Annotated in this window: 8 protein-coding genes; 5 read left to right on the top strand and 3 right to left on the bottom strand. The window is 47.9% G+C overall.

What is annotated here, in order from left to right; translation table 11 throughout:
* Positions 1–749 precede the first annotated feature (749 nt).
* Positions 750–2117, bottom strand: a complete 1368-nt coding sequence (gene gdhA / locus NE619_RS17370; protein ID WP_256133749.1) for an NADP-specific glutamate dehydrogenase — start codon at positions 2115–2117, stop codon at positions 750–752.
* Between the two features lie 257 nt (positions 2118–2374).
* Between gdhA and NE619_RS17365 the strand changes: the two genes are divergently transcribed.
* The 5 genes from NE619_RS17365 (at position 2375) to NE619_RS17345 (ending at position 11382) form a co-directional block, all read left to right on the top strand.
* Positions 2375–7246, top strand: coding sequence for a nicotinate-nicotinamide nucleotide adenylyltransferase (locus NE619_RS17365; protein WP_256133747.1), 4872 nt, complete (start codon positions 2375–2377; stop codon positions 7244–7246).
* Positions 7243–8232, top strand: coding sequence for a lactate/malate family dehydrogenase (locus NE619_RS17360; RefSeq protein WP_256133746.1), 990 nt, complete (start codon positions 7243–7245; stop codon positions 8230–8232). The genes NE619_RS17365 and NE619_RS17360 overlap by 4 nt, the downstream gene beginning before the upstream one ends.
* A 36-nt stretch (positions 8233–8268) precedes the next feature.
* A complete protein-coding gene (locus tag NE619_RS17355) occupies positions 8269–9345 on the top strand; it encodes a flavodoxin family protein (protein ID WP_256133745.1) in 1077 nt (358 codons plus the stop codon).
* Positions 9346–9684: 339 nt separating this feature from the next.
* Positions 9685–11097, top strand: a complete 1413-nt coding sequence (gene mgtE / locus NE619_RS17350; protein WP_256133743.1) for a magnesium transporter — start codon at positions 9685–9687, stop codon at positions 11095–11097.
* A gap of 69 nt (positions 11098–11166) precedes the next feature.
* Complete coding sequence (locus tag NE619_RS17345; protein ID WP_256133742.1) at positions 11167–11382, top strand: hypothetical protein; 216 nt, start codon at positions 11167–11169, stop codon at positions 11380–11382.
* On the opposite strand, the gene NE619_RS17340 is transcribed toward NE619_RS17345, so the two are convergent.
* Together NE619_RS17340 and NE619_RS17335 are read right to left on the bottom strand one after the other, a co-directional pair.
* Positions 11366–12076: a response regulator transcription factor gene (locus NE619_RS17340; protein WP_256133740.1), complete on the bottom strand. Its 711-nt coding sequence runs from the start codon at positions 12074–12076 to the stop codon at positions 11366–11368. The genes NE619_RS17345 and NE619_RS17340 overlap by 17 nt on opposite strands.
* Complete coding sequence (locus NE619_RS17335; protein WP_256133738.1) at positions 12045–13784, bottom strand: sensor histidine kinase; 1740 nt, start codon at positions 13782–13784, stop codon at positions 12045–12047. The genes NE619_RS17340 and NE619_RS17335 overlap by 32 nt, the downstream gene beginning before the upstream one ends.
* Between the last annotated feature and the right edge of the window lie 684 nt (positions 13785–14468).

The raw sequence follows: 14468 nt of genomic DNA, 5'->3' as shown, positions 1-14468 counted from the left end.
GAATGCGTGGCATTTCCTATATTTCAAAAAAATCTACAATATGAAAATGAGCGCTGTGCGCGAATAATTCACCGAAGGTGAGTTTTTTATTATGTAGGAAATAGCAACCAGTCTATCGATAAAAAGAATTGGAGAAGTTAACTTTGTTCCTGTAATTTGTTAAAGCAAATCCGGCGCTTTCTGTATGAGAATATGCGAAAAGCGGATCTTTTTTCAACGTTCTCCAGCTTTGCCAGTAGATTTCGGATAAGAATTCCTGGAAAACGAGACGGCATCGCCTTCAAACCCACATTTTTCGTCCGCTTTCAGGATGGGTTAGAGCAAAAAGCGCCAAAGTGGCGGAGAGGATGGGGCCGGTTGATTGAAACATGCGGTTTGTGTTCCATATGATACCTTTTGCGGCAAACTAGAATATAAAGCAAGTCTGTTTAAGCTCTTAAAACCATCATTTTGCTCTCATTTTAATATTCATATAAATAAGTTTGCGCTTTCGATTCCAAAACCATTCTGAGTTGTTCGGGTTTTTTGCACAATTTAGGAAAGGTATGTCTGCATAACAGTTCCTAAGCGCCGTCTGGAACATAAAACAGCAATTGGTATTTTTGGAACTCCGTGAGGGCATAAAAAAGTGAAAATGGCGGGATCATGGATACCTAATTCCAATTTTATAAAAAAGGAGCCCGCTCCAGATTTTTCATCTGAAGCGAAAGCTCCTTTAAAATAGTAATCTAATTTTATGTAGGTTATCCTTAGCAGAGACCCTGAGCCATCATAGCTTCAGCAACTCTTTCGAAACCAGCAATGTTAGCACCCTGTACCAGAGCGTTCTTGTTGCCATAGTAAGTTTCTCCAGCGTTAGCACAAGCGTTGTAGATGTTCGTCATGATCTGGTGCAGCTGTTCATAAACATCTTCGTGCTGGAATACAGTGTGTCCTGCATTCTGTCCCATTTCGATACATGAGCAAGCAACGCCGCCAGCGTTAGCAGCCTTAGCAGGTCCTACAGCAGTCATCTTGTCCATCAGATAAACGAGAGCGTCGTTTGTTGTAGGCATGTTAGCGCCTTCGCAATAGAATTTGCAGCCTGATTCAACGATCTTCTCAGCATCTTCCATACGTACGTCATTCTGCATTGCACATGGAATGAACAGATCAACTTTAACGTCGAAGTCCTGACAAACGCCCCAAGGCTTTTTGCCTGCAGTGAACTTAGCGTTCGGGAATTTTTCTGCGTAAGGTGCGCAGATATTCTTACCGGATCCTCTCAGCTCGAGCATGTAAGCGATTTTTTCATCAGTGTTGATTCCATCTGGGTCGTAGATGTATCCGTCCGGACCGGAGAATGCAAGCAGGTTAGCGCCTAACTGCTGCAGTTTCCAAGCAGCACCCCATGCTACGTTACCAAATCCAGAAATAACAACGTTCTTGCCCTTCATGTCTTCGCCGTTGGCTTTCAGCATTTCTTCAGCATACCATACGATACCGAATCCAGTAGCTTCGGATCTTCCGAGAAGTCCGCCGTAAGGGATTCCTTTACCAGTGAGAACGCCTTCGTATCTGTCAACGATTCTCTTGTACTGTCCGAAGAGGTAACCAATTTCTCTAGCGCCAACGCCGAGGTCTCCTGCAGGAACGTCAGTGTTAGGTCCGATGTGTCTATATAATTCAGTCATGAACGCCTGGCAGAATCTCATTACTTCCGCATCTGATTTTCCGTTAGGATCGAAGTCTGAACCACCTTTGCCGCCGCCGATAGGCAGACCAGTCAGGCTGTTCTTGAAAATCTGTTCAAATCCTAAGAACTTGATGATTCCAGGGTATACGTTTGGAGCGAATCTTAAACCACCTTTGTAAGGTCCGATTGCACTGTTGAACTGGTATCTATAACCTTTGTTAACCTGTACTTTACCAGCATCGTCAACCCAAACAACTCTGAAAGTGATTCCTCTTTCAGGCTCTACTAATCTTTCAAGAAGAGAAGCAGCTTCATATTCAGGATGCTTGTCGCAAACTGGTGCTAATGAAGTCAATACCTCTTCTACTGTCTGGTGAAATTCTACTTCGCCAGGGTTGTTCTGCTTACAAAGTTCAATAACTCTTTCAACATAATTTGACATTTGATTTTCTCCTCTTTTTTCTCTTAATTCTCTATATTCTCGCAATAAATATAAAGCTTTTAACTTCTTCAAATATAGCACTTTGGTAAATTGTAGTCAATATAATTCAATCACTTAGAGGTAAAGTTTAAATTTTCTGAAAAATGAGCAAGAAGATTCACAAGTGAGAAAGCGCGTCTCGATTGTGAGAAAGGCAAGAAAAACTTGTAAATAACACAGAAAAATAGCATAATAAACGTATATGGGAGGTGGAGAGTTTGGCGAACAAGACAGCGCTGCAGTTATATAAAAAATTAGAGAAGAATCTTACGGAAAAAAGGTTTCTCAAAAGGTTAAAAATTTCAAAGAAAGCAATGAACGATCTTCTTGTGCAAAACGATTGGAAAAAGCGGGCTTCACAGATACAAGAGGACGAGAATATCAGCTGCGGCGGCGTGCTTGAACAAGCTGCGGAAACGATGGCGGAGCTGAGCCCCAGGCCTGGCGAAGGATGGCTCTTATATATATACGAAGATACGATAGCGGAATTATTCCCGGATAATTATTCTCAAAATAGAAAAAAAGAGGCTTATTCGGCGGGAAAACTTTTTTATCTGGAGGTGCTGAAAACCGTTTTTTCTTACAGGAGAGACAAATATGGCTTTTCTCCGCTCATGAATATGGAGCTCCTTGAGCCTGAGGAGGTGGAGGACTGTCCAGCCAGGGCGGAATACCTGAATTTCCTGGGTTACTGCCGAACCCATTACCTTCTGGAATTCATGCGTATTGCCAAAGAAATTACCCCATATAATACAGTAGGCCACATCTGCGGAGTGCATTATGTGGCCCTTCATGTGGCGAAGCAGCTGGTCAAAGTCGGCGCGCCTGTGGATCTGGCGCTGGTATCTGGCGCGGCGGCGGGCCACGATATTGGAAAATATGGATGCAAAGGGGCCGAGGCAAAGAGGATTCCCTATCTGCACTACTACTATACGGATGAGTTTTTAAAGAGAAACGGTATGCCGCTGATTGCCCATATTGCCAGCAATCATTCCACCTGGGATCTGGAACTGGAAAACCTGTCGGTTGAGTCTCTGATCCTGATCTATGCGGACTTTCGGGTTAAGAGCAGCAGGGCGGAAGACGGCACGGAGGTTGTTCATTTTTACAGCCTCAGGGATGCGTTCGATGTAATTTTAGGCAAGCTGGACAATGTGGATGAGGCCAAGACAGAGCGCTACAGACGGGTATATGCCAAGTTAAAGGACTTTGAAGAATACATGATAAGCAGGGGCGTGAGCACGGATCTGAACTGTGCTCAGCTCAGCGTACCCGAACACAAAGATTCAGCGCTGCTGTCCCCTGCGGAAGTAATCGATCAGCTGAAATATCTGGCGATTGAACACAACATCAGCCTGATGAACAAATTCAATAATGAAGCGGCTTTCGGCAACCTTATAGAGGCGGCTCGCAGTGAAAAGCAATGGAAGAACCTGAGAGCATATATTGATATTTTAGACGAGTATTCCACCTACATGACGCAGAAACAGAAGATGATGACGCTGCACTTCCTTTACGACCTGCTGGCCCACAGGGAGGGCGACATACGAAGGCAGGCCGCGTTCCTGATGGGAGAGCTGATTGCCAACTACGATGAAGAATACCGCAAGGAATTGCCGGAGGGCGTAAAGCGCAGCCGCAGTGAAACCGATAGTCTGCGCGTCTTTCGATCCTATCTGGGAAAAATCATATTTCCCGATCATAAGGTTACGGATCAGCACAAAAGGTGGATCGGCTATACGTTGAAAATCGTACTGCGTTCCGCTCTGGACAGCTGCGGAACCGAAGAACGCAGAGCCTACCTTGCGGTCTTTTTGGAGTTTTTTCAGAATGTATATATTGATGACTCGGCAGTGTTTGTTCTCCTGGATTCCATGCTTAACATTCCTTTGGACATGTGCGGCAAAGAGGAGAAGGAGGAACTGCTGAAATTCGTTCACCAGGCATCCTTCCGCAAATCTCAGGAAATCAAGATCGCGTCTCTCAGATGCACCAAATACATTACAGAGACGGAAAAGGACCGGCGGACCAGGGAGCAGGCAGAGGCCATCATGGAAAATATGGGGAGTGGCAGAGAACCTCTGAGCACCGCTTACCTGAAATATAGAATTAAGGAAAATCTGCATATTGCGGACGATAAAATGGGGGCGTATGAAGAGCTCCTGCATATGAGCGAGGATGCGGCGTCCGACATATTTCTGGAAAACCTGAAGGTGGATACGCCGTGGGTCATTAAAGAAGTCAACATTGAATTCCTGCTGGACGAGGTGAAAAAAGGCAAGGTCAGCGAGGTCCTTCATGTGGCTACCCATCTTTCCAACCTGATTAAGGTAAGCGAAAGAGTCACCGTGCGCCATATCGCCGGTCAGGGTCTGCAGGAAGTGATCCGTTTGCTTCCCCTGGATCAGAGGAATGAGCTGGTCATCGAGCTGACGAAGGGGCTGGAAATCGGAGAATACCAGTTTTCCAAGTACATCCCCCAGTATCTGGGAGCACTGGCGCTTTACCTGCACCCCAACGAACTGGACGAGCTTTTGGGAGACTTTCGCAAGCTCCTGGAAAACACCAACGAGAAGGTGGCTTCCGTCACCCTGGATACGGTGGGAGAGATCATCAAACGCTTTCCTGAATACCGAAACCGATTTCAGCAGTCGGAGGAAGAATACAACAGGAGAAAGCAGGTGCTGCTGGGCATGCTCCTGCGGGGGCTGGCCAATTACAACGAGGTCGTCAGCCAGGAAGCTTTCATGGTCATAGGGCAGCACATATTCGGAAGTCCTATGCTGGATCTGGAACGAAAACATAATATTTTTCAGCGAATCAGCAAGAAGATGCTGACGCTGGTCATCGATCAGAAGGAAAACGAGCTGACCTTCTTTACCAATGCGGCGGCGCTGAACCATATATACCGGTTCATCTCCGAATACATCCTGAAATACGGAAGCTTTAGCCCTGAGGAGAGAGAAAAAGTCGCCTTTTTTCCTGGCACCTTTGATCCTTTCTCCCTCAGTCACAAGGGAATCGTCACTTCCATACGGGATCTGGGATTCGAGGTTTATCTGGCTTTGGATGAGTTTTCCTGGTCGAAAAAGACCCAGCCAAGGATGATCCGCCGAAAGATCATCACCATGTCTGTGGCCGATGAGGGAAATGTCTATATCTTTCCCGATGATGTGCCCATCAACATCGCCAATCCCAGGGACCTGGAAAAACTGCGGATGATGATGCCTGATAAAGAAATTTATATTGTTGTAGGCAGCGACGTGGTCATTAACGCTTCATCTTACAAATTGCCTCCTTCGGAAAATTCCATTCATACCTTCAACCATGTAGTTTTCCGCAGAGAGAGCGCGGAAGAAGGGGAGGAAAAACGGGATGATCTGACCGAAGCTTATCGGTCGATTTCGGGAAAGGTGGTCGAGCTGACTCTGCCGGTGCATCTGGAGGACATCAGTTCCACCAGGATCCGCGAAAATATCGACTATAACCGGGATATTTCCAACCTGATCGACCCGGTGGCCCAGAATTATATTTACGACAACAGCCTCTATCTGAGAGAACCGCAGTATAAAAACATCCTTCAGACCAAGATGATCCGCTTTGAGCCGATGAAACACAGAGGCAGCGGTATTCTCAGCGATCTGGAGTCTGAAATCAAGGCGCGGGGCCATAATTTCCATATGCTGAAAGACTACCTGAACCGTGGGGAAGTCAGGACCGTGGCCATCCGTGACGGTGGAAAAAACGATCGGGTCCGCGCTCTGGCCGCAGTGAAGGAGATTACCACCGCACGGCTGTACGAAGAATTCAAAAGCGCGGAAATCGCTGCCTATCTGCGGGAGAAAGCCACCGGAAGGATTATGGTCATCGGCGGCATCTATTTCTCCCGTGACACAGCAATACGGGACATCGTCCAGATGATCCTGACGGAGACTCTTTCCCAGGCGCTGCGGGAGGATGTGACCTACGCGGTCTATCATCCTGTAGTGGGAGAGGATAAGAATGACACGATTGGCGCTGTTTTAAAACGGCAGGGCTTCCAAGAGATCGTCATCGGCGGCTGGGAGACCGGTATATATGAGGTGGACATGAAGAGCCCGCTTTCGGTGTTCCAAAACATGGATACGGTGCTGAAGGATCCTTTCGATAAAGATGAAAGGATTCTGGAGGTTATGGAGCAGGCGCATATTGACCTGCAGCTGGCACTCACCAGGCTTTATCCGGGCAATCTGGTGCTGTCCTTCAATTCCGGCGTCATGCATCATAAGATCATCAATATGATAACAGCGGATAACGGAGTTCCTTCCGAACCGACGAAGGTCCGGAATCTGGGGCCGTATATGTGCGTGCCTTTTGGAAAGATTCTCCGGGGTATGGCGGTGCCCAATACAGTGACGAAGACGATTCACACGGAGAAGCGGTTCGACCCGGATCTAAAGGATTTCAGCATTGAAGAATATCCTTACTATTCTCCCATTGACAGTCAGGTGAAGACCATTAAATCCTTTGACAGGCCGGTAATCCTGGTGGACGACCTGCTGCACAAGGGCTATCGGATGAAGGAGCTGGACCCGGTGCTGAAAGAAAATCGGGTGGAAGTCAGCAAACTGGTGGTAGGCCTTTTGTCGGGCAGAGGAAAGGATCTGATGACGATTCAGGGAAGGAAAGTCGACAGCGCTTACTTTATTCCCAATCTGAAAAGCTGGTTCGTAGAATCCAGTCTCTATCCGTTTATCGGTGGAGACGGCGTTAAAAGGGATTACGAAACCGATTCCAGCCTGCAGGCCTCCATCAATCTGATTCTGCCCTACGGAGCGCCCACCTTCCTGTCGGATGCTTCCAGGGAAGCGGTTTATCAGTTTTCTATGGTATGTCTGGAAAACGCCAGAAAGATTTTTCTGGCGCTGGAAGAGGCCTATCAGAATGTCTTTGAGCGGAAGCTGACTCTGCAGAGGCTTTCGGAAGCGGTCATTTCGCCGAGAGTGCCGGATCTGGGAAGCTGCATGAACTACGATATGAACCTGGCGCCGTCGGGGTATCTGCTCAATGGAATCGAGAAACTAATCAGACTGGAGAGTGTAATATTATGAAGCGATTAAGCGATTTGTTCGAAGAACCTGCGATTATCAATATAAAGCAGGAAAGCTTTTTTATAAAACCGAAGAAGAACCCTTTCCCCATAAAGGGAAAAAAGAGGGTTAACCTGCTGGCCCTGGGGGATGTGGGCAGCATGCTGCTGATCGGGCTTCGCCTGCTGGGAGCTGAGGGGATTGAATCTATCGGCATCTGTGATCTGGACCCGAAGGTGACCGCACGCTTTGAGATGGAGATCAACCAGATCGATCAGCCGCTGGATCACAGCCGCCTTCCCGAAGTGGAGATTATCAGCCAGCAGCAGCTTTTCGACTGCGATATGATGGTCTTCTGCGCATCAAAGGGGGTGCCGCCTGTGGGCGGCGACGTGCGGGATGTGCGCATGGCCCAGCTTTCAGCCAATGCGCAGCTTTCGGAGCATTTTGCGCGGCAGGCGGCAGAAAGCGGCTTTGAAGGTATTTTTGTCGTTGTTTCCGATCCGGTGGATCCGCTCTGCAAAGCCGCATACAGCGCAGGGCTCAGGAGAGAGCAGGTGCAGGGTTACGGCCTGGGAGTCATGAATGCGAGGGCCTTGTATTTTGCCCGCAGGGATGAGCGCTTTGCTTCTTTTCTGACGGAAGGAAGAGCTTTCGGCCCCCACGGTGAAGATTTGGTTATCGCCAACAGTCTGGAAAACTATGACGACGGCATTTCCAAAGAACTCACCAGGCTGGCGGCGGAGTCCAATATGAAAACCCGGGAACTGGGCTTCAAGCCGTTTATCGCACCGGCCCTGTCATCGGGAGCAATTTCCCTTTTGGCGACGCTCAGCGGGCAGTGGAACTACAGCTCGGTCTATTTTGGCAGAGGCGGCCGGGGCGCGTTTCTGGGGGTGAAAAACAGGAGGACTCCTTATGGGATCGAAGTTGAAAATCTTCCCCTTCCGGAGGAACTGTTTTCACGCATCGAATATGCATATGAGCGTTTGAGGGAATTGCTTTAAAATGCCATTGCAGAGAATAAGTGAGGAGGGATTTTTGTGGGACAGTTTGTATTAGTAAATCCGCTGTGCAGTGATACAAAGAAGGCGGAAAGGCTGCAGTCCATACTGGACGCCAGCTTGAAGGGGTATGGCTACGATGAGATCGTAACGGCAGAAGAGTTCGAAAATACGGATCTGCGCAATAAAAAGATTTTATTTTCCATTTCTCTGGGCGAATCGGGGATCAATCTGGAGTATTATAACATGCTCAAACAGATCCGCCTGCGCCGGGACTGTTTTGAAGGCAGTGTAGGAGGCGTGATTGTAGACGGAAACAGCGAGTTGTTTACCAAATCCATTTCCAGAGAATTTGTATTCAGCGCCAACCGTTCCGGCTGCGCCTTTCCCGGGAGGCCCCTTGTGGAAGGAACCAGGTCTTTGAAAAATTTCAATATCCGGGCCCAGAATCTCCACATGGATAATCTGGGAGCATATATCGTTGCCGGCCGGCAGCTGGTCTTTAATATTCTGGAATTTACAGAAATGAAAAAGGAGCGTCCCAAGATACTGATGATTCACGCCAGCGACCGCAAAACATCCAACAGCCTGAGCCTTTGGGAGCTGGTGAAGCAGCATCTGAACAGCTGTGATATCAAAGAGATCTCTCTGCGCAACGGAAAGGTCCTCGATTGTCAGGGATGCCCTTATGAAACCTGCAAGCATTTTGCGGAAGAAGAAAAATGCTTTTACGGAGGTCCCATTGTGGAAGAAGTTTATCCGGGGATTCTGGAGGCTGACGCGCTGGTGCTGGTATGCCCGAATTACAATGATGCGGTGGGAGCCAATATCGCTGCTTTTATCAATCGTCTGACAGCACTGGTCATGAACCACAAGTTTTACGATAAAAGTCTCTTCGGAATCGTTGTTTCCGGATACAGCGGAGGCGATATTGTGGCCCAGCAGATGATCAGCGCCCTGAATATGAATAAAACCTTCCGTCTGCCGGGGCATTTTTCCCTGCTGGAAACGGCCAATGATCCGAAAACAATCCTGCAATCCGAAGGGATCGAGGCGCGGGCGGAAGCCTTTGCCCAGAACATTTTGAAAAACCTCGGCACGGGCAGCGGCAGATAGCTTGCCTTTTGGGCAGTGTTTCCTGAACCATGTTTTTTTCAAAAAGCGCAGCTCCGGTAACTAATCCCGATTTTTTTCAAAGGTTACGCATTTTTCAACGATTCTGCGGTCTCCAAAACGACCTGCGGCACAAATTTTCATTTCTACCGGTTTCGAGCCTCCGCAAACCCACAACTTTGCATGATTTTTTCGAAAAGTTACCGCAGACCGTAAATCACACTGCTTTCCCCGATTGAACCGGCCTTGGCGAGCGGTACAAAATAGTTGAAAGATGCTCGACATAGCTCGCATCTTATGGTAGAATGAAGCCGCTATTTCTTGGAGAAAGGAGGAACGCCTATGGACAATGAAAAAGATTTTGACCTAGTCATAGAAGAGATCCTGGAAAGCATTGAAAATAAACAGTATATCAGGGCCAGAGATGAACTTTTGAAAAATAATGAAGTGGACATCGCAGAGATTCTGGAGGAAGTGCTGGAAAAGCTGGATGTGGAATCGACGATCATTGTCTTTCGTATGCTCCCAAAAGATGTTGCTGTCGAGGTGTTTTCCTATCTGCCTTCCGAGGATCAGGTGGAGATTATCCACGGAATCACGGACCGGGAAATCAGCTACATCATAAAAGAATTGGACTTTGACGATAAAATCGACGTTCTGGAAGAGCTTCCGGCGAATCTGGTGGATAAGATCCTGGAAAAGACTCCGAAAGAAGAGCGGAAGCTGATTAATACGTTTCTCAATTATCCGGAGAACAGCGCCGGCAGTTTGATGACGCCTGATTACATCAGCCTGCAGGACAACATGACCGTTGGTGAGGCGCTGGCCTATATCAAAAAAGAAGGTATGGATAGTGAGACGGTTTATACCTGTTATGTTAAGGAGAAGGGCCGTAAACTGGAAGGCATCGTTTCGCTGCGTTCCCTGGTCATCAATGACGAGGATGTGAAAATCTCCGAACTGATGGGTACCGACTATGTTTATGTAAATGTGTACGACGACCAGGAAGAGGTTTCGGAAGCTTTTAAGAAATACGGTTTCCTGGCGATACCAGTGGTGGATAAAGAACATCGGCTGGTGGGGATCATCACAGTAGACGATATTTTGGATGTAATTGAAGAGGAAACTACAGAGGACATCGAGCGTATGGCCGGCGTAATGGATGATTCGGATACGGAATATCTGGATATGAGCGTGCTGCGCCATGTGCGCAACCGTCTGCCCTGGCTGTTCATACTCATGTGTTCCTATATCATAACGGGAGGCATCATCGGCAGCTTTGAAGCGACGCTGTCCCAGGTCATCTGTCTGGTGGCCTATATGCCGATGCTGATGGGAACCGGGGGCAACTCGGGGTCTCAGTCAGCCACACTGATTATTCGAAGTCTGGCACTGGATGATATTGATTTCTCCGACATCGGGAGAGTCATCTGGAAAGAGTTCCGGGTGAGTTTAATCATTGGAATCGTTCTTTCCACACTTAACTTTATCCGCATCTGCTGGCTGGAACCAGGCGGCGCGGGAACCGGGCCCGGACCCGGAGGGTGGGGCTATGGACCTATGATTGCCACAACGGTCTGCGGCTCTATGCTGCTGATTGTTATCGCGGCAAAGATCATCGGCAGCGTTCTGCCTATGGTAGCGAAAAGAATCGGCATTGACCCTGCTCTGATGGCGACCCCTATGATCTCTTCGCTGACAGATATGGTGTCTGTTGTAACCTATATGCTTCTGGCAACCGCTTTGGTACTGTAAAGGTGATAGGAAGATGAGCAATGACAGGCGGGAAAAAAAGGACGGCATCAGAAAAAGAGCCATCCTCATATGGACATTATTGATTCTTGGATTCTGCGCAATCGAATTTCCAGGGATCCTGTTTGTAAAAAACCGGGTATACCCTTTCCTTTTGGGTATGCCTTTTCTTTATGGCTACGCCATCTGCTGCTGGGCCTATATGGTCTGCGTGTTTTTCTATGCCTGGCGCACCAGATGGGGGAAGCAGGCTTTCTTGAAGAGGAATCGCTTAAAGTGACTGATTAAACTTATATCCCACTCCCCGGACGCTGATAATGTACTTGGGGTTGTCGGGATGGCTCTCCAGTTTTTTTCGCAGCGTGCTGATATAGACCATGACGGTTTTCGCATCGTTTTCCATACAGGTCGTCTTCCAGATGGCCTCAAAAATCTGTTGGGCGGAGAACACCTTGCGGGGATTTTCCAGCAAAAGCCTGAGTATTTCAAATTCCTTTGTGGTGACGCTGACCGGCTCGCCCTCCACGAAGATTTCGTGGGTATCCAGATCTACCGTGAGTCCTTCAAATTCATAGATGCTGCTGTCAGGAGGCTGTGAAATCTGGGCGCTGAGGGTGTTCTGCCTGCGCAGATGCGCTTTGACCCTGGCTACCAGTTCTCCCGGCATGAAAGGCTTTGTCATATAATCGTCGCCGCCGGCGGAAAGGGCAATGATCTTGTCGATTTCCTGCGTCTTGCAGCTGAGAAAGATGATGGGAGCATTGCTGATCCGGCGGATATCCAGGCACAGAGCAGGCCCTTCCGTATCCGGCAGCATGATATCCAGAATAATCAGATCCGGATTTTCTTTTTTTAATATTTCCAGCGCCTGCCTGCCATCGTAGGCGGAAAAAGCAGTGAACTGCTCCTTTACTAAATAAGAACAGACCAGTTTGTTAATCGGTTTTTCGTCATCTACTACCAGAATCTTTTCCCTTGTCATTTGAAACCTCCTTATACAGCGGAATTGTAAACGTAAAAGTGGTGCTTTCTCCCTCGATGCTTTCTGCAAAAATAGTGCCTCCATGGGATTTGATAATCTCTTTGGAGATTGTCAGACCCAGCCCCCTTCCCGGACTTTTTTCTTCCGGCGCCACCGGGTTGGCCCTGTAAAAACGATCAAAGACGTAGGGCAGATCTTTTGGAGAAATTCCTTTGCCGGTATTGGTTACTGAGGTGACAAAGGAATCCTCATCATCCACCTGGAAAACGATGAGCAGAGAGGAATCCGTATCCGAATATTTGATCGCATTGCTCAGCAGGTTGGAGAACACCTGACTGATCCTGGCCTCATCTGCTACCAGCCAATAGCCTTCCAGGTTTTTTCTGTCGTATTTGACAGTGGTGGGAAGCCCCGATTCACGAATCTGAAAGAAATGTTCCGACAGCAGGTGATCGACCAGTTCTGTAATCGTGCAGGTCATAAATTCGAAGGAAAATTGGTGCGTCTCCAGTTTGGAAAGCTGGTCCAGATCATCAATGAGCTTTTTCAGAAGCATGGTCTTTGAGGTGATGATTTCCATAGCCTCCCTGACCTCCTGATCCTCTTTGATGACCCCTTCATCCAGGGCGGTCAGGTAGCCGGCGATGGAAGTGACAGGTGTTCTCAGTTCATGGGAAATATAGGAAAGCAGAAGATCGCGGGACTGCTTGGCCTGAATCTGCTGCAGCTGGGCGGATTTCATGACCGTGATGTCGCGCAGAATCCCTTCCACGGCAATCGGCTTTTTCCCTGTTCCGGTGATAATGGTAGCTTTAATTTCGCCCCAGAAGGTTTCTCCGTTTTTTCGGACAATCTCGACAACCTGTCCTTCATCGTGCTGTATTTTCCCGTTAAAAATATCTTCGACCGCATCCAGATACTTTTCCTTTACCAGATGAACGTAAAGCCGCGGCGATTCATAAAACCGTTTGGGACTGTAGCCGGTGATGGTTTCCACGGAAGGCGTCACATAGGCAAAGGCATGGTAGGGCGTCAGGCGGTAGTAGAAGATGGCGTCCAGGGCATTTTCCACTACTGTCTGATAGAGATGCTCCGTCAGTCCGGCCTCCTGCCGGGTATATTGGACGTATATGGTCAATATACAGAAATTCAGAATATTGGACAGCATAATCTCAGTCATATACAGGTTGAAAATGGGCGTATAATAGAGCTCCATGACAGAAAGCAGCGCTTTTGTCACGCCCCACATGAAAAACACAATGGTCGCTACATATTTTTCGACGCGGGCCACGCTCCAATAACGGGCCACGTTGTAGCAGATGACCAGAGCCGTAGCGATCTGAAAGGCGCTGATCGGCAGATAATAGGACAGCAGATCGAGCCGGTAGATCATACAGATTCCGGCCAACAAAATCATATAGAGCGAAAAGCGGTACCAATAAGTCGGTATAACTACGTGCATGAAAGCAAACACGCCGAACAGCAGAAAGAGGATATTGAACATATCAATCACTTTACGGATCTCCAGCAAAAAATCGCTGCCCGTGTTGATAAAGATGATTAAGCATAGAAGGCTGAAGGAATACGCAACCCAGGAAAATCCCCAGAACTTCATAAACCGCTCCTGCCTTCGGGAGAACATATAGAAGTATATGAAAGAAATTGCCAGTGTCGCCAGGGCAAAGGCTAAAAGTATGCTAAAATACATGAACTCCTCCAATAAATAAACGCGATGAAAGTCGAGCAAGCTGCTGAGTTTGCGACCAAACCCCGACTTTGTCCGTAAATCCCGCGACCATTGGTCCCTAAAAAGCACCTTGGCCGCAGATTACGGAAATTTTCAATTTTGAAAGCCGCGTACCCCATGAAAACACAGCTTTGTGTAAATTGTTCAACAGCGAGCTCATTTCGCCTCGGTTGTTGAGGCATTTCCAAGGCTTGCGGCCTCTGTTCCTGTTCAAAGCCGCGTTTTCATCGAAATTTTGTGCTATCCGGCTCTGTATCCTTGAAAAAACCTCAACAAGAACTTATCTTTTCGCTGCATGTTGACAAAAATAGCGATTTGCCTTTTGACAGCCCTTTCTATGGGCCTTGCATTTTTCGCCCAAAAGCGGCCTTGGTAACTTATCCCGATTTTTTCGAAAAGTTACGCGTTTTTCAACGATCCCGCGGCCCCCGAAACGCCTGGCAACACAAATTTTTACTTTTAACGGTTCCGAACCCCCGCAACCCCACAACTTTGCGTAACTTTGCGCTGCTTTTTTCGAAAAGTTACCGCAACCCACATCTTTCAATAAATATTACCCTGCGGCAAAGCCGTATTCCAATGGTATATTCATTATAACTTGCAAGCCATGTCGCAGCAAGTTTCAATGAACATCACCTTACGGCG

It is taken from the genome of Anaerovorax odorimutans (genome assembly GCF_024459955.1).
GTDB lineage: Bacteria > Bacillota > Clostridia > Peptostreptococcales > Anaerovoracaceae > Hominibacterium > Hominibacterium odorimutans_A.
This window is presented reverse-complemented; position numbering and strand designations above follow the sequence as displayed.

Bases quoted from the DNA above. Each gene is read 5' to 3' on its own strand.
- NE619_RS17345 (WP_256133742.1), top strand. From the start codon at position 11,167: ATGGACATTATTGATTCTTGGATTCTGCGCAATCGAATTTCCAGGGAT.
- gdhA (WP_256133749.1), bottom strand. From the start codon at position 2,117: ATGTCAAATTATGTTGAAAGAGTTATTGAACTTTGTAAGCAGAACAAC.
- NE619_RS17335 (WP_256133738.1), bottom strand. From the start codon at position 13,784: ATGTATTTTAGCATACTTTTAGCCTTTGCCCTGGCGACACTGGCAATT.
- NE619_RS17340 (WP_256133740.1), bottom strand. From the start codon at position 12,076: ATGACAAGGGAAAAGATTCTGGTAGTAGATGACGAAAAACCGATTAAC.
- mgtE (WP_256133743.1), top strand. From the start codon at position 9,685: ATGGACAATGAAAAAGATTTTGACCTAGTCATAGAAGAGATCCTGGAA.
- NE619_RS17360 (WP_256133746.1), top strand. From the start codon at position 7,243: ATGAAGCGATTAAGCGATTTGTTCGAAGAACCTGCGATTATCAATATA.